This window comes from Streptomyces sp. NPDC107471 (assembly GCF_055582845.1).
In genome coordinates this window covers 188,397-204,065 of the sequence record NZ_JBVJPC010000006.1, presented here as the reverse complement: position 1 = coordinate 204,065, position 15,669 = coordinate 188,397, and the positions used below count along the sequence as shown (strand labels likewise).

Genomic DNA, 15,669 nt, shown 5'->3' with positions numbered 1-15,669 from the left:
GTCGCCGTACCGGGAGCAGGCTCTTGACCGGGGGCGGCCCCAGCCGGGACCATGTTGCGTATCAGTCACACTGTTGCGTATTGCGCAGCCTTCGGGAGGACTCAGTGTCTCTTCGACCGCACTCCGACCGCGAGTTCGTCCTCACCCTGTCCTGCCCGGACCGCTCCGGCCTCGTCCACGCCGTCACCGGCTTCCTGGTCGGGCACTCCGGGAACATCCAGGAGAGCCAGCAGTTCGACGACCGGCTCCAGGACCGCTTCTTCATGCGCGTCCACTTCGACGTCTCGGACCCGGACACCGGTCTGGAGGAGCTGCGGTCGGGCTTCGCACCGGTCGCCGAGGCGTACCGGATCACCTGGCAGTTGCGGAACGCGACCACCCCGACCCGCACCCTGATCATGGTGTCGAGGTACGGCCACTGCCTGAACGACCTGCTCTTCCGGCAGCGCACCGGCGCGCTCGGCATCGAGGTCCCGGCGATCGTCTCCAACCACCGGGACTTCGCCCCGCTCGCCGAGAGCTACGGCATCCCCTACCACCATGTGCCGGTGACCCCGGAGACCAAGGCGGACGCGGAGGCGCGACTGCTCGACCTGGTCGACCGGCTGGACGTCGACCTCGTGGTCCTCGCCCGCTACATGCAGATCCTGTCGAACGACCTGTGCAAGCAGCTCGAGGGCCGGGCGATCAACATCCACCACTCGTTCCTGCCGAGCTTCAAGGGCGCCCGGCCCTATGTCCAGGCGCACGAGCGGGGCGTGAAGCTGGTCGGGGCCACCGCCCACTACGTCACCCCGGACCTCGACGAGGGGCCCATCATCGAGCAGGACGTCATCCGCGTGAACCACGCCCAGAGCGCCGGGAGTCTGGTCACCCTGGGCCGGGACGTCGAGGCGCAGGTCCTCGCCCGGGCCGTGGAGTGGCACAGCCAGAGCCGGGTGATGATCAACGGCCGTCGCACGGTGGTCTTCCGCTGACCAGCGCCGACCTGTTCGCATAGGGTTCCGCCATGAGCAGCTACGGCACCGAGTCCGGGGGCGCCTCCGGCGGCGGGGTGCAGTCCGTCGACCGGGCCGTCACCGTGCTGGAGATCCTCGCCCAGCGCGGCGAGGCAGGCGTCAGTGAGGTCGCGGAGGCGATCGACGTCCACAAGTCCACCGCGTTCCGTCTGCTCGGCGCGCTGGAGGCGCACGGGATGGTCGAGCAGGAGGGCGAGCGCGGCAAGTACCGCCTCGGCTTCGGCATCGTGCGGCTGGCGGGCGCGGTCACCGGGCGCATCGACGTCACCAGGCACGGCCGCCGGATCTGCGAGCGCCTCGCCGACACCCTGGGCGAGACGATGAACATCGCGGTCCTGGAGTCCCATCACGTGATCAACCTCGACCAGGTGCGCGGCCGGTCCGCCATCACCGCGCAGAACTGGGTCGGCCGGCTGACGCCGATGCACTGCACGTCGAGCGGCAAGGTCCTGCTCGCCCATCTCCCGGACGCGCGCCGGGACGAACTCGTCGCGGCGGCCGGGCTGGAGCGGATGACGGCCCGCACCCTGACCTCCCGGCCGCGACTGGAGGCCGAGCTGGTGCAGGTCCGCGAGCAGGGCTACGCCATGACCGTGGAGGAGTACGAGGAGGGCCTCAACGCCATGGCGGCGCCGGTGCGTTCCCGTGACGGCAAGGTCGTCGCCGCCCTCACCGCCTCGGGCCCCGCCTTCCGGCTCACCGAGGAGCGGATGCACGAGCTGGCACCGGTGCTGGTGGCGGGCGCCGACGAACTCAGCCGCCGCCTGGGGTACGTGGGCTGAGGCCCGGGGTGCGGTGGTGGCTCCCGCTAGCCCCGCAGACGGGACATCGCCGGGTCGAACAGCGGCTCCTCGGCCACGACCGCTTCCACCCGCTGGTCGAAGTAGCCGATGTGCAGCGCACGGCCGGTGGTCGCGAGCTCCGCGGGGAGCCAGGCGTAGGCGATGCCCTTGCCGATCGTGTGGCCGAAGGCCGCGCTGGTGACGTACCCGACCGCGCGCCGCCCGTCGTACACCGGCTCCTTGCCCATCACGACGGCGCGCGGGTCCTCGACGGTCAGGCAGGTCAGCCTCCGTCGTACGTCGGCCCCGCGCCGCTCCAGCGCCGCCTTCCCGACGAAGTCCTCCTTGTCGGCCCTGACGGCGAAGCCGACGCCGGCCTCGTAGGGGTCGTGCTCGTAGGTCATGTCGGTGCCGAAGGAGCGGTAACCCTTCTCCAGGCGCAGGCTGTTGAAGGCGCCCCGCCCGGCCGCGATCCCGCCCAGCGGCCGGACCGCTCGCCACAGTGTGTCCCACAGCTTCAGGCCCAGGTCGGCCGTGGTGTACAGCTCCCAGCCCAGCTCGCCGACGTAGGACAGGCGCATGGCGGTCACCGGGACGGACCCGATGTGGGCGCGTTTGGCGCGGAAGTACTTCAGGCCCGTCGCCGAGAAGTCCTCGTCGGTGAGCGGCTGGAGGACGTCCCGGGCCAGCGGTCCCCACAGGCCGATGCAGCAGGTCCCGGGGGTGATGTCACGGACCTGGACGGTGCCGTCGGCGGGGAGGTGGCGGGTGAACCAGTCGAGGTCGAGGTTGCCGTTGGCGCCGACCTGGAAGAGGTCCGGGGCGAGCCTCGCGACGGTGATGTCGCTGCGGATACCGCCGTCGTGGTCCAGGAGCAGGGTGTACGTCACCGAGCCGACGGACTTGGCGACCCTGCCGGTGCACAGCCGCTCCAGGAGGTCGGCCGCGCCCCGTCCGCTCACCTCCAGGCGCTTGAGGGCCGTCATGTCGTACATCGCGACGGTCTCGCGGGTGACCTGGGCCTCGGCGGCGACGATCGGCGACCAGTACCGGGCGGCCCAGTCGTTGGGGGTGACGATCGAACGGCCCTCCACCAGGGGGGCGTTGGCCTCGTACCAGTGCGGCCGCTCCCAGCCGTTGGCCTCCAGGAAGAAGGCGCCGAGCTCCTGTTGGCGGGTGTGGAAAGGGCTGATGCGGATCGGGCGCGGGTCCCCGGACGGCTCCAGCGGATGGAGGATGTCGTAGACCTCCTCGAAGTTCCGGCAGTCGCGGGCCAGGACGTACTCCGGGGAGAGCTGGTGCGGTTCGAAGCGGTTGACGTCGCACTCGTGCAGGTCGAAGGAGGAGCAGTGGCCGTCGACCAGCCACTCGGCGACGGCCCGTCCCACGCCGGCGGAGTGGGTGACCCAGACGGCCTCGGCGACCCAGAAACCCTTGACGTCCGGGGACTCGCCGAGCAGGGGCAGGCCGTCGGTGGTGAAGGAGAACAGGCCGTTGATGCCCTCCTCGACCTTGGCGTCCCGCGTCGCCGGAAGCAGTGACTGCGTCTCGGTCCAGGCGTCCGCGAAGTCGTCCTCGGTGAACTCCAGGACGGACGGCATCGCGTCGGCCTCGTCGAAGGAGAGGATCTCGTCTGCGGTGATCGGCATGGGGCGGTGGCCGTAGGAGCCGATGCCGAGGGTGTCATGGCGGTCGCGGTAGTACAGGTCGGCGTCCTGGTGGCGCAGGATCGGGCGCACCGCCTCCTCGGTCTGCCCCGCGAGCGCCGGGACCGGGCCGGTCCAGGCGAGCTGGTGGGCGAGCGGGGTGAGCGGGAGGTTCATGCCGACCATGCGGGCGATCCGCGGGCCCCAGATGCCGGCGCAGCACACGACGATGTCGGCCTCCAGGTCGCCCTGGTCGGTGCGGACGCCCGTCACCTCGCCGTCGGCCCGCAGGACGTCGAGGACCTCGTGGCGGGCCAGGAAGGTCACTCCACGCTCGGTGGCCCGGCGGATCTGCGCCTCGACGGCGAGGACGGCCTTGGCGAGGCCGTCGGTGGGGATGTGGAGGCCGGCGAGGACCCGGTCGCGGTTGACCAGGGGGTGCTGCTCGACGCACTCGTCGGCGGTCAGGATCCGCGACTCGACGCCCCAGGCGGTGAGCCAGCCGTGTCGGCGGTGGAGTTCGGTGACACGCTCCGGGGTGGTCGCCACCTCCAGGCCGCCGACCTGGAGGAAGCAGGGCTGTCCGTCCACGTCGAGGGAGGAGAGCTTCTCGACGGTGTAGCGGGCCAGTTCGGTCATGGTCTTGGAGGGGTTGGCCTGGAAGACCAGGCCGGGCGCGTGCGACGACGACCCTCCGGTGGCCGGGAGCGGTCCCTGGTCGACCACGGTGACCCGGGTCCAGCCTCGCGCGGAGATCTCGTCGGCGAGTGCCGCGCCGACGACGCCCGCTCCGATGATGACCACTCGGGGTCCCGCCATCGCCGCACCTCCGGTTAAGTTGCTTTGTACGCAACATGATTCAGGCTGCGCAACTCAATGTGCCCGCCGTGCCGGTGGGTGTCAAGAGGTCCCGTGACGTCGGGAAACGGCCTGCGGACCGCCCCGGGAAACGGCAGGGCCCGGTGGACGGCACGCACGCGCGCACCGCCCACCGGGCCTCCCGGTCGGGGTCACTTGATCCAGGCGTCGACCTTGTCGCGGTTGGCGTCGACCCACTTCCTGGCCGCCGCCTCCGGCGTCATCTTGTCCACCGCGATGTACTTGGCCACGGTGTTCTGGTCGTCGTTGGTCCAGTTGAACTTCTTCACCAGGTCGTAGGCGGGGCTGCCCGACTTGGCGAACCTGGCGCTGACGATCTTGTCGAGGTCGTAGACGGGGTAGTCGCAGGCGACCTTGGCCGGATCGGCGTCGCAGCCCGCCTTGTACGCGGGCAGGTCGACCTTGACCAGCGGCACCTCGGAGAGGAACCACTGCGGCTCGTAGAAGTAGCCGATCACCCACTCCTTGTTCTTCTCGGCGTTGCGGTACGCCTGGATCAGCGCGGTCTCGCTGCCCGCGTACACCACCTTGAAGTCCAGCTTCAGGTTCTTCACCAGGGCTTCGTCGTTGGTGACGTACGACGGGTCGCCGTCCAGGAGCTGGCCCTTGCCGCCGGACTCCGAGGTCTTGAACTTCGCTGCGTACTTGTCGAGGTTCTTCCAGTCGGTGATGTCCGGGTGGGCCTTGGCCAGCCACGGCGGCACGTACCAGCCGATGATGCCCTTGTTGCCGGTGGAGCCGGCCTCGACGGCGGTCTTCTGCTGGGTGATGTACTTCTTCTTCAGGTCGTCGTGGCCCCAGTTCTCCAGGACGGTGTCGACCTCGCCCGTCCCGAAGCCCTGCCAGGCGATCTCCTCCTTGAGGTCCTTCTTGGTCACCTTGCACTTCAGGTCGTGCTCGGCGACGTACGCGACGACCGCCGCGTCCGCCTCGTAGCCCACCCAGGGGTTGACCGCGAGGTTGAAGGTGCCGCACTTGCCGGAGCTGCCCGAACCGCCGGCCTCCGAGGAGTCACCGACCTTCGCGCCGCCGCAGGCCGTGAGGGTGAGGCCGAGGACGGCCAGGCCGGCCGCGCCGGCTCGCCAGTGTCTTGCCATCGTGTGCTGCTCCTCAATCGCTGGTGCGGCGAGCCGCTGCCTGAGTGATCCGGTCGAACATGACACCGAGCAGGACGATGGCGAGCCCGGCCGCCAGGCCCTTGCCGTAGAGCTGTCCCTGCGAGAACCCCGCGACCACGTCGTAGCCGAGGGCGCCCGCGCCCACCAGGCCGCCGACGACCACCATCGACAGCACGTAGATCAGGCCCTGGTTGGTCGCGAGCGTCAGGGCGCCGCGGGCCATCGGCAGTTGGACCTTGGTGATGATCTGCCAGGTGCTGCACCCGGCGGAGGTGGCCGCCTCGACGGTGGTCGCGGGCACGGTCCGCACCCCGTCGGCGATGATCTTGATGGCGACCGGTGCCGCGTAGACGATCGCCGCCACGATGGCCGTGAACCGGGTCGCGCCGAACAGCGCGAGGAACGGCACGAGATAGACGAACGGCGGCATGACCTGGGCCGCGTCGAGGGTCGGCCGGACCAGCCGGTCGACCAGCGCGCTGCGGCCCATCCACACGCCGATCACCACGCCGAGCAGCATGACGAGCACGGTCGCCACGACGGTCGACGCCAGGGTCGTCATGCCGTCCGACCACACCCCGGTGGCGACCAGCAGGCCCACGCACACGGCGGTGGTGATCCCGGCCCGCCGTCCGCCGAGGACCACGGCGATCCCGGTCAGGGCGGCGCCGACGAGCCACCACGGGGAGTCGGTCAGGAGCGTCTGGAACGGGTTGAGCAGCCCGTTGGTGAGCGCGTCGCGGAAGGCGTTGGTCAGCCCGGACAGGTGGTCCTGCGCCCAGGTGGTCACGTTGTCGGCGGCGCTGGCGATGTTGCTGCCGGTGCTTCCGTCGCCGGGGAACTCGGCCGCCCACACGTAGGTGTGCGACAGGTAGACGAGTACGGCCGCCGCCGCTCCCCCGGCGACGAGCAGGTGCCGCCGCCAGCGGAGCAGGGGGTTACCGGACCGCCGGGCCGCCTCCGCGCGTCCGCTCGCCGCGGTGGTGACCCGGTCCAGGACGATCGCCATGACGACGATGGCGAGGCCCGCGTTGAAGGCCGTGCCGACGTCGAGGGACTGGAGGGCCTGGACGACGGTCTTGCCGAGGCCGGGCGCGTCGATCAGGGCCGCGATGGTCACCATCGCGAGGGCGGCCATGATGGTCTGGTTGACGCCCATCACCACGGTCCGTTTGGACATCGGCAGCAGCACCTGGAGCAGCGACTGCCTGCGGGTGGCTCCCATCGAGGCGGCCGCCTCTACCGTCGTCGCGGGCACCGAGCGGACGGCGTGCGCGGTGATGCGGATGGCCGGGGGTGCCGCGTAGATGACGGTGGCGATGGTGGCGGAGGCCCCGCCGATGAGGAAGAACAGGGTCAGGGGTGCCAGGTAGACGAAGGTCGGCATCGTCTGCATGAAGTCCAGGAACGGCGTGACGATCCGGTTGACCCGCTCGGACAGGCCCGCCCACACGCCCAGCGGGAGGGCGAACAGCAGCGCGACCAGGACCGCGGACAGGGTCAGGGCCAGGGTGTCCATGCTCTCCTGCCACAGGCCCTGGAGGCCGAGGAAGGTGAAGCCGGCCACGGCCAGCAGCGCGACCCGCCAGTTGGCCACCGCCCAGGAGACGTAGCCGGCGAGACCGACCACGCCGAGCCAGCCGATCTGCGGCAACGGGCGGTCGCCGGACGGCTGGGAGATGAGGTCCTGGACGAAGGTCACCAGGTTGTCGATGACCAGCCGGATCTCGTTGAAGAAGTACAGGAACAGCGGGTTGGAGTTGCGGTTGGCGCCGATGGAGTCGTTGACGTCGTTGAGCCGGCGGTGCAGCTCGGTGAGGTCGGCCGCGGCCAGCGACAGGGTCTGCTTCCCGCGCAGCACGACGAACAGGACGAGCCAGCCGACGAGGATCGCGCCGACCACCATCGACCGGCTGATCCTGCGGGCGGGGGCGACGGGCGGGGGCGGTGGGGCCTGCGCGGCCTCCCCCGAGGTCTCGGGTTTCTCCATGGCGACGGTCATCGGGTGTCGCCTTCCTGTCCGGCGACCACCGCGAGGATCTCCTCGTCGCCGACGATGCCGAGCAGTTCGCCGTTCTCGACGACCTTGACGGGCTTCTCCGCCGCGAGCACCGCGCGGGTGGCCTCCTTCACCACCACGTCCGGCCCCAACTCGGGCCCGTCCAGGGGATCTTCGGGAGCGGCCGGGCGCATGATCCAGCGCAGGGTCAGCACGTCGCCGCGCGGCACGTCCTTGACGAAGTCGCGTACGTAGTCGTCGGCGGGGGCGCCGACGAGTTCGTCGCCGGTGCCGCACTGGACCGTCCTGCCGTCCCGCATGATCAGGATGCGGTCGCCGAGCTTCAGCGCCTCGGAGAGGTCGTGGGTGATGAACACCATGGTCTTGCCGACCTCGTGGTGCAGCCGGATGACCTCGTTCTGCATGTCACGGCGGATCAGCGGGTCGAGCGCCGAGAAGGGCTCGTCGAAGAGGAGGACGTCGGGATCGCCCGCCAACGCCCTTGCCAGGCCCACGCGTTGCTGCATGCCGCCGGAGAGCTGGTCGGGATAGGAGTTCTCGTAGCCCGCGAGGCCCACGAGTTCGACGACCTCCAGCGCCCGCCTGGTGCGCTCGGCCCGGCCCGCGCCGCGGATCTCCAGTCCGAACGCCACGTTGTCGACGACGCGGCGGTGGGGCAGCAGACCGAAGTGCTGGAAGACCATGGAGAACTTGCTGCGCCGCAGTTCGCGCAGCCGCTTCTCGTCGGCGTCCCGGATGTCCTCGCCCTCGAAGACGATCTCGCCGGCGGTGGGCTCGATCAGCCGGGTCAGACAGCGCACCAGGGTGGACTTGCCGGAGCCGGACAGTCCCATGACGACGAAGACCTCGCCGGGCGCGACGTCGAAGCTCACGTCGCGCACGGCGGCGGTGCAGCCGGCGCGGTCCATGAGTTCGCGGCGGGTGAGCCCGCGCAGCTCCTCGGAGTCCGGTACCTGGTCCGCCTTCGGCCCGAACACCTTCCACAGCCCGCGTACGGATATGACGGGCGTGGGGGCCGCGTCCTCGGGGGTGCCGCGGCGCGGCGGCGCCTCGGTCTGGGTTGGGGTCATGGTCGACCTCTTCTCGGCGTTCAGCCGCGGAACCAGTGCTGCGGCCGGGGTTGGATGTTCTGCCAGATGTGCTTGGGCTCGCGGTACTCGTCGAGGCCGGTCGGTCCCAGTTCCCGGCCCACACCGGAGTGCCCGAAGCCACCCCACTCGGCCTGCGGCACATAGGGGTGGTAGTCGTTGATCCACACCGTGCCGTGCCGCAGCCTGCGGGCGACCCGCTGGGCCTTGCCGGCGTCCTGCGTCCAGACCGCCCCGGCGAGGCCGTACTCGGTGTCGTTGGCGATGCGTACGGCGTCGTCCTCATCGCTGAAGCGCTCGACGGTCAGCACCGGTCCGAAGGACTCCTCGTGCACCACCCGCATGTCCTGCCGGCACTCGTCGAGCACGGTGGGCGGGTAGTAGTGGCCGTGCGCGAGGGCCGGGTCGGCGGGCCGCTCGCCGCCGCAGCGCAGGACGGCGCCCTCGGCGACGCCCGCGGCGACATACGCCTCGACCTTCGCCAGGTGCCGGTCGGAGATCAGCGCCCCGGTCTCGGCCTCGGGGTCGAAGGGGCCGCCCAGGCGGATCCCCCGGGCGCGGCGGACCACCTCGTCGACGAAGCGGTCGTGCAGGCGGTCCTCGACGATCAGCCGGGCGCCGGCCGAGCAGACCTGGCCGGAGTGCAGGAAGACGGCCGTGAGCGCGAAGTCCACGGCCGTCTCGAAGTCGGCGTCGGCGAAGACGACGTTGGGGTTCTTGCCACCGAGTTCCAGGGCGACCTTCTTCACGGTCGCGGCGGCGGTCGCCATGATCCGTTTGCCGGTCTCCACGCCTCCGGTGAAGGAGACCATGTCGACGCGGGGGTCCTCGGCGAGCGGCGCCCCCACCTCCGGTCCGGTGCCGAGGACCAGGTTCGCGGCCCCGACGGGAAGTCCGGCCTCCTCCAGTGCCTTCATCAGCAGGACGGAGGTGGAGGGGGTGAGCTCGCTGGGTTTGAGGACGATCGTGTTTCCGGCGAGCAGAGCCGGGGCGACCTTCCAACTCGCTTGCAGAAGGGGGTAGTTCCAGGGTGTGATCAGTCCGCAGACCCCGATCGGCTCGTGCACCACGCGACTGACGGCGTCGTCCCGTCCGGTGTCGATCACGCGGCCGGCGTCGGCGCCGCCGAGCCCGCCGTAGTAGCGGAGACAGGAGACGACGTCGGCGATGTCGTACTCGCTCTCCACCAGCCGCTTGCCGGTGTCCAGCGACTCGGCGCGGGCGAACTCCTTGGCGTCGCGCTCGATCAGGTCGGCGGTGCGCAGCAGAAGGGCGCCCCGTTCGCGCTCGGGGGTGCGCGGCCAGGGCCCCGTGTCGAAGGCCCGGCGGGCGGCCGCGACGGCGGCCTCGGTGTCGGGGCGTGTCGCCTCGGACACGGTGGCGGAGAGCGTGCCGTCGGCGGGACACCGGATCTCCCGGCGCCCTCCGGCCACCGGCTCCCGCCATTCACCGTCCACGTACAGGTCTGCCACGTCGGGAGCCCTTCGAGCGATTTCGTTGCGCATGGCGCATCGCATTGCTTGTGGTGGAACACTCTGGAGACTGCGGCAACCCACGTCAAGGGGTTGGGGGATGACGGTTCGGGCACGCGGACGCCCGGTGCGCGGCGGGGCCCGGCAGGTTTCCGGCGCATGCGGCCGCGGGTGAAATCCGTGTCACCCGGCCTGGGTGCGGGCGTCCCGGTGCCGGTAGTACACGGCCTCGGAGGGCGCGAGCGGCTCCTTGCCGAGGATGAGGTCGGCCGCCTTCTCCGCGATCATCATGACCGGTGCGTAGATGTTGCCGTTGGTGACGTAGGGCATCACCGACGCGTCGACGACCCGCAGCCCCTCGACCCCGTGCACGCGCAGGTCGGCGGGGTCCACGACGGCCATGTCGTCGGTGCCCATCCGGCAGGTGCAGGAGGGGTGCAGGGCGGTCTCGCCGTCCCTGGCGACCCAGGCGAGGATCTCCTCGTCGGTCGCGACGGACGGGCCGGGCGAGATCTCCCCGTCGTTGTAGGGGGCCAGGGCCGGCTGGTTGAGCAGCCCGCGGGCGACACGGATCGCCTCGACCCACTCGCGGCGGTCCTGTGCGGTGGACAGGTAGTTGAAGCGCAGTGCCGGGTGCTCCCGCGGGTCCCGGCTCCTGATCTTCACGGAACCGCGGGCGTCCGAGTACATCGGCCCCACGTGAACCTGGTAGCCGTGGCCGCCGGCGGGCACCGAGCCGTCGTAGCGGACCGCGATCGGCAGGAAGTGGAACATCAGGTTGGGGTAGTCCACGTCGTCGTTGCTGCGGCAGAACCCGCCCGCCTCGAAGTGGTTGGTGGCGGCCGGCCCCTTCCGGAACAGCCATTGCAGGCCGATGAGGGGGGCGCGCCACTTCGCGAGGTACGGCTGCACGGAGACGGGCTGCTTGCAGGCGTACTGGATGTACACCTCCAGGTGGTCCTGCAGGTTCTCGCCGACGCCCGGCAGGTCGTGGACGACGTCGACGCCGAGGGCGCGCAGTTCCTCGGCGTTGCCGATGCCGGACAGTTGCAGCAGTTGGGGGGAGTTGATCGCGCCGCCGCACAGGACGACCTCCGCGGCGCGCACCCGCTGCGGCGCCCCGCGGCCGCGCCGGTACTCGACGCCGACGGCCCGCTTGCCCTCGAACAGGATCCGGGTGACGAGGGTGCGGGTCCTGACCGTGAGGTTGGGCCGCTTCCTGGCGGGCTTCAGGTACGCCTTGGAGGCCGACAGCCGGCGGCCGCGGTGGACGTTGCGGTCGAACGCGGCGAAGCCTTCCTGCCGGAAGCCGTTGACGTCGTCGGTCGGCGCGTACCCGGCCTCCTCGGTGGCCTTGAGGAAGGCGCCGAAGAGCGGGTTGGTGGCCGGCCCGCGCTCCAGGACGAGCGGGCCGTCGTGGCCGCGGAACTCGTCGTCCGGGTCGGCCGCGAGACAGTTCTCCATGCGCTTGAAGTACGGCAGGCAGTGCGCGTAGTCCCAGGTCTCCATGCCGGGATCGGCGGCCCAGCGCTCGTAGTCCATGGGGTTGCCGCGCTGGAAGATCATGCCGTTGATGCTGCTGGAGCCGCCCAGCACCTTGCCGCGGGCGTGGTAGACGCGCCGGCCGCCCATGTGCGGCTCGGGCTCGGACTCGTACTTCCAGTCGTAGAAGCGGCTGCCGATCGGGTAGGTCAGCGCCGCGGGCATGTGGATGAAGACGTCCCACGGGTAGTCCGGCCGGCCGGCCTCCAGGACCAGCACCCGGTTGCCCGGGTCGGCGGAGAGCCGGTTGGCCAGTGCGCTGCCGGCCGATCCACCACCGACGATGACGAAGTCGTACTGCTGAGGAGCCATGGTGCCTCGTCTCGCTCGCGCCGTCGATACGCGCGGCATGCTAGTACGGGTAGCGTGATACGCACCAGGTTGCGAAGCACGCAACTTCCACGACCCATGCACCGGGTCCGCGGAACAGACTCACGTGCTTGTTGTTTACCCCCCGTATAGTTGCGTTGTGAGCAACTACAACCCGGATAACGAAACGACAGGGTCGTCGAGCGGCGGGGTGCAGTCCGTCGACCGGGCCATTCACGTCATGGAGATCCTGGCCCAGCGCGGCGAGGCCGGGGTCAGCGAGGTGGCCGCCGAGATCGACGTGCACAAGTCCACGGCGTTCCGGCTCCTCGGCGCCCTGGAGGCGCGCGGCCTGGTGGAACAGGCGGGCGAGCGCGGCAAGTACCGGCTCGGTTTCGGCATCGTGCGGCTGGCCGGCGCGGTCACCGGACGCATCGACATCACCCAGCAGAGCCGCCCCGTCTGCGAGGACCTCGCCGAGGAGATCGGCGAGACGGTGAACCTCGCCGTGCTCCAGGAGCGGTACGCGGTCAACCTCTACCAGGTGCGCGGCCCGGGTGCCGTGACCGCGCAGAACTGGGTCGGACAGCTCACCCCGCTGCACGCCACGTCGAGCGGCAAGATCCTGCTGGCCCACCTGCCCGCCGGGGAGCGCGCGGCGCTGCTGACCGAGGCGGGCCTGAAGAAGGTCACCCCGCGCACCATCACCGCGAAGACGAAGCTGGAGAAGAACCTCGCCGAGGCCAGGGAGCGCGGGTACGCCTGGGCCCTGGAGGAGCTGGAGCTCGGTCTGCACGCCATGGCCGCGCCGGTGCGCGACCGGGACGGAGAGGTCATCGCGGCGCTCAGCGCCTCGGGGCCCTCGTACCGGCTCTCCGAGGAGCGACTGCACGAACTCGCCCCCGTCCTGGTCAAGGGTGCCGAGGAGATCAGTCACCGGATGGGTTACCTGGGCTGAGCCCCCAACCGTCCCTGGACCCAGTCGTGGAACTCGCCGATGTGGTGCTCGCTGGGCACCAGCACACCGCCCTTGGCGTACAGCCGTGAGCGCATCCCGGGCTGGGTCCGCTCGCACGCGTCGAAGTCCTGCCGGTTGACCCGGTCGAACAGCTCCACCGACCGGCTGACGTCCTTCCCCTCCCGCACGACGTCCGGCAGGTACAGCCAGTCGCACTCCACGACCGTTCGGTCCACCGCCACCGGGTACATCCGGTGGAAGATCACATGGTCGGGCACGAGGTTGACGAACACCTGCGGCCGTACGGTGATCGCGTAGTACCGGCGGTCCTGGTCCGCGGAGACCCCCGGGATGCGGTCGAGCCCCTCCGAGCCGTCGACGGTGAACCCCCGGACGTCCGCACCGAACTCCGCCCCGTGTCCCACGTAGTACTGGGCCGCGTACCCGTCGGCGAACTCCGGCAGCACCTCGGTGAGTTCGGGGTGGATCGTCGCGCAGTGGTAGCACTCCATGAAGTTCTCGACGATCAGCTTCCAGTTGGCCTTCACGTCGTAGACGATCCGCCGGCCGACCTCAAGGCCCCCGATGTCGTAGTGCTCGATGGACTCGGTGTCGCCGAGGCGCGCGACCACGTCCTGGACGACCTCCTCGAAGGGCGGTGGGTCCTCGGCCAGGCACACCCACACATAGCCGAGCCATTCGCGCACCGCCACGCCCGCCAGGCCGTACTCGGTCCGGCCCACGTCCGGCATCTTCGTCAGGTTGGGCGCGGCCACCAGCTTGCCCGTCAGGTCGTACGTCCAGGCGTGGTACGGGCATTGGAACGCCCGCTTGACCTCCCCGGACTCCTCCGTGCACAGCCGGGCGCCGCGATGCCGGCAGACGTTGAAGTAGGCGCGCACCGAGTCGTCCCGCGCGCGCGTGATCAGGATGCTCTCCCGGCCCACCTCCACGGTCCTGAAGGCACCGGGCCTGGGCAGGTCGCAGGCGCGGACGGCACAGAACCACATCGCTTCGAAGATGCGCTCCTGCTCCTGGACGAAGACCGCGGGATCGGTGTAGGAGGTGCCGGGAAGGGTGGCGATCAGGCTGTCCGGCAGGCTGGTCGAGGTCACAGGGCACTCCTCGGGGGAACGTCGTGGGCCGGTGGTGCACGCAGGGAAGAGCGGACGGCGTTCTGGACGGAGCGACAGCGAGTGCTGTCAGGCCGCGGCGGCGAGCTGCTTGCGCCAGCGCGTGAACAGCCGCGGCTGGTTCATCCCGAGCACGGCGACCGGATGCCCGGAACGCCGGTAGACGGCCAGGACGTTGCGGTCGTCCCGGGCGCCCTCCTCGATGGTCACGCTGTCGGCGACCGCCGCGTGACCGGCGAACTGGATCTTCACGCCGTACTGGTCGGACCAGAAGTACGGCGGTCTCGGCGTGCTCGGCTCCACCGCGCCGCCCGCCAGCAGCGCGGTCACGGCCGCGTCGGGCCGTTCCCGGGCGCCGGTCCAGTGCTCGACGCGGCGGTGCAGGCCCGCGCGCGGGTCGTACCAGGAGGCGCAGTCACCGACCGCCACCACGCCGGCCAGGCCGGTGCGGCCGTCGGCGCCGCAGGTGACGCCGTCGTCGAGGGTGAGGCCCGAGTCCGTGAGCCACTCGACGCAGGGGCGGGCGCCGACCCCCACGACGACGATGTCGGCGGGGAGGCTGCGGCCGTCCGCCAGCAGGACGGCCTCGACCCGGCTCCCGCCGCGCAGCCCCTGGACGCCGACCCCGCACAGCAGCCGTACGCCGTGGTCCGCGTGGAGGGCGGAGACGATCCCGCCCATGGTCTCGCCGAGCGGTCCGGCCAGTGGGGTGGAGGCCGCCTCCACGACGGTCGTGTCGAGTCCGAGGGCGTACGCGGTGGAGGCGACCTCGGCGCCGATGAAGCCGCCGCCGATCACCACCAGCCGTCCCCCGAGGGCCAGTTCGTCGCGCAGGGCGCGGGCGTCGTCCAGGGTGCGCAGGGTGTGCACCCCGGCCAGATCCTCCGTGCCGGGCAGGGTCCGGGCGGCGGCGCCGGTAGCGATGACGACGCCGTCCGCCCGCACCTCGCTGCCGTCGGCGAGCCGTACGGCGCGCCGCGGACCGTCGAGACCGACGGCCCGGACCCCGAGCAGCCACTCGGCCCGCAGGTCCTCGTCGTCCGGCTCCAGCGCGAGTTCGCTCTCGGCCAGGGAACCGGCCAGGAACTCCTTGGACAACGGGGGCCTGTCGTACGGGCGGTGGAGTTCGTCGCCGATGACGACGAGCCGCCCGTCGTAGCCCTGCCCGCGCAGCGAGCGCGCCGCCGACAGTCCGGCGAGCGAGGCGCCGACGACGGCGACCGTCCTCACGCGGGTCCGCCGGCGAGCCGGGCCGCGACGCAGGGCGGCAGGTTGGGGGCGTCCAGGGACAGCCGGACGTAGATCGTGCCGTCCTCGACGTGGACCTCGTGGGTGCGGACCGGACGCTTGGCCGGCGGGGCGTCCACGGCACCGGTCCGCAGGTCGAACTTCGAGGCGTGCAGCGGGCATTCGACCTCGCAGCCCTCCAGCCAGCCGTCGGCGAGCGAGGCGTCCTGATGGGTGCAGGTGTCGTCGATGGCGAAGACCTCGCCGTCGTCGGTGTGAAACACCGAGACCGGCGGATCGATGTCGAGCCGGTAGGCCTCGCCTCGGGGGAGATCCACGAGACGGCACGCGGGAATCATCATGACACCTCGGTGCGTATAGCGAAACGGATTGCGTTGAACGCAACGTCAGTTTGGGGGCGCCCGCAAACCCTTGTCAAGGCGTCCACAGGGCACGACGGCACCGAAATCAGTGTT

At 70.8% G+C, this 15,669-nt stretch carries 12 protein-coding genes; 3 read left to right on the top strand and 9 right to left on the bottom strand.

Annotated elements, in window-relative coordinates:
• The first annotated feature begins 104 nt into the window (after nt 1–104).
• Both purU and ACZ66S_RS22105 read left to right on the top strand, forming a co-directional pair.
• Nucleotides 105–977 (top strand): formyltetrahydrofolate deformylase, encoded by an 873-nt coding sequence (purU, locus tag ACZ66S_RS22110; protein ID WP_469903220.1) that lies wholly within the window; start codon nt 105–107, stop codon nt 975–977.
• A 32-nt stretch (nt 978–1,009) separates the two neighbouring features.
• Nucleotides 1,010–1,801 (top strand): IclR family transcriptional regulator, encoded by a 792-nt coding sequence (locus ACZ66S_RS22105; RefSeq protein WP_469903219.1) that lies wholly within the window; start codon nt 1,010–1,012, stop codon nt 1,799–1,801.
• Between the two features lie 26 nt (nt 1,802–1,827).
• On the opposite strand, the gene ACZ66S_RS22100 is transcribed toward ACZ66S_RS22105, so the two are convergent.
• The 6 genes from ACZ66S_RS22100 to betA form a co-directional block, all read right to left on the bottom strand.
• On the bottom strand, nt 1,828–4,266 hold the full coding sequence (locus ACZ66S_RS22100; RefSeq protein WP_469903218.1) for a GcvT family protein: 2,439 nt from the start codon (nt 4,264–4,266) through the stop codon (nt 1,828–1,830).
• Nucleotides 4,267–4,457: 191 nt separating this feature from the next.
• Entirely contained in the window at nt 4,458–5,423 is a 966-nt protein-coding gene (locus tag ACZ66S_RS22095) for an ABC transporter substrate-binding protein (protein ID WP_469903217.1), read from the bottom strand.
• Nucleotides 5,424–5,436: 13 nt separating this feature from the next.
• Nucleotides 5,437–7,446, bottom strand: coding sequence for an ABC transporter permease (locus tag ACZ66S_RS22090; protein WP_469903216.1), 2,010 nt, complete (start codon nt 7,444–7,446; stop codon nt 5,437–5,439).
• The gene (locus ACZ66S_RS22085; RefSeq protein WP_469903215.1) at nt 7,443–8,534 is read right to left on the bottom strand and encodes a quaternary amine ABC transporter ATP-binding protein; all 1,092 of its coding nucleotides are present in this window, start codon (nt 8,532–8,534) and stop codon (nt 7,443–7,445) included. Before ACZ66S_RS22085 ends, ACZ66S_RS22090 begins: the two co-directional genes overlap by 4 nt.
• 20 nt (nt 8,535–8,554) lie before the next feature.
• Nucleotides 8,555–10,024, bottom strand: a complete 1,470-nt coding sequence (locus ACZ66S_RS22080; protein ID WP_469903214.1) for an aldehyde dehydrogenase family protein — start codon at nt 10,022–10,024, stop codon at nt 8,555–8,557.
• A 183-nt stretch (nt 10,025–10,207) separates the two neighbouring features.
• Nucleotides 10,208–11,878, bottom strand: coding sequence for a choline dehydrogenase (gene betA, locus ACZ66S_RS22075; RefSeq protein ID WP_469903213.1), 1,671 nt, complete (start codon nt 11,876–11,878; stop codon nt 10,208–10,210).
• Between the two features lie 208 nt (nt 11,879–12,086).
• On the opposite strand from betA, the gene ACZ66S_RS22070 reads away from it, so the two are divergent.
• Nucleotides 12,087–12,833: an IclR family transcriptional regulator gene (locus ACZ66S_RS22070; protein ID WP_469903484.1), complete on the top strand. Its 747-nt coding sequence runs from the start codon at nt 12,087–12,089 to the stop codon at nt 12,831–12,833.
• Here ACZ66S_RS22070 and ACZ66S_RS22065 read toward each other — a convergent pair.
• The 3 genes from ACZ66S_RS22065 to ACZ66S_RS22055 all read right to left on the bottom strand — a co-directional run bounded on the left by ACZ66S_RS22065 (nt 12,821) and on the right by ACZ66S_RS22055 (nt 15,555).
• Nucleotides 12,821–13,948, bottom strand: coding sequence for an aromatic ring-hydroxylating oxygenase subunit alpha (locus ACZ66S_RS22065; protein ID WP_469903212.1), 1,128 nt, complete (start codon nt 13,946–13,948; stop codon nt 12,821–12,823). The genes ACZ66S_RS22070 and ACZ66S_RS22065 overlap by 13 nt on opposite strands.
• Before the next feature lie 87 nt (nt 13,949–14,035).
• On the bottom strand, nt 14,036–15,196 hold the full coding sequence (locus ACZ66S_RS22060; RefSeq protein ID WP_469903211.1) for an NAD(P)/FAD-dependent oxidoreductase: 1,161 nt from the start codon (nt 15,194–15,196) through the stop codon (nt 14,036–14,038).
• A complete protein-coding gene (locus tag ACZ66S_RS22055) occupies nt 15,193–15,555 on the bottom strand; it encodes a bifunctional 3-phenylpropionate/cinnamic acid dioxygenase ferredoxin subunit (RefSeq protein ID WP_469903210.1) in 363 nt (120 codons plus the stop codon). Before ACZ66S_RS22055 ends, ACZ66S_RS22060 begins: the two co-directional genes overlap by 4 nt.
• Between the last annotated feature and the right edge of the window lie 114 nt (nt 15,556–15,669).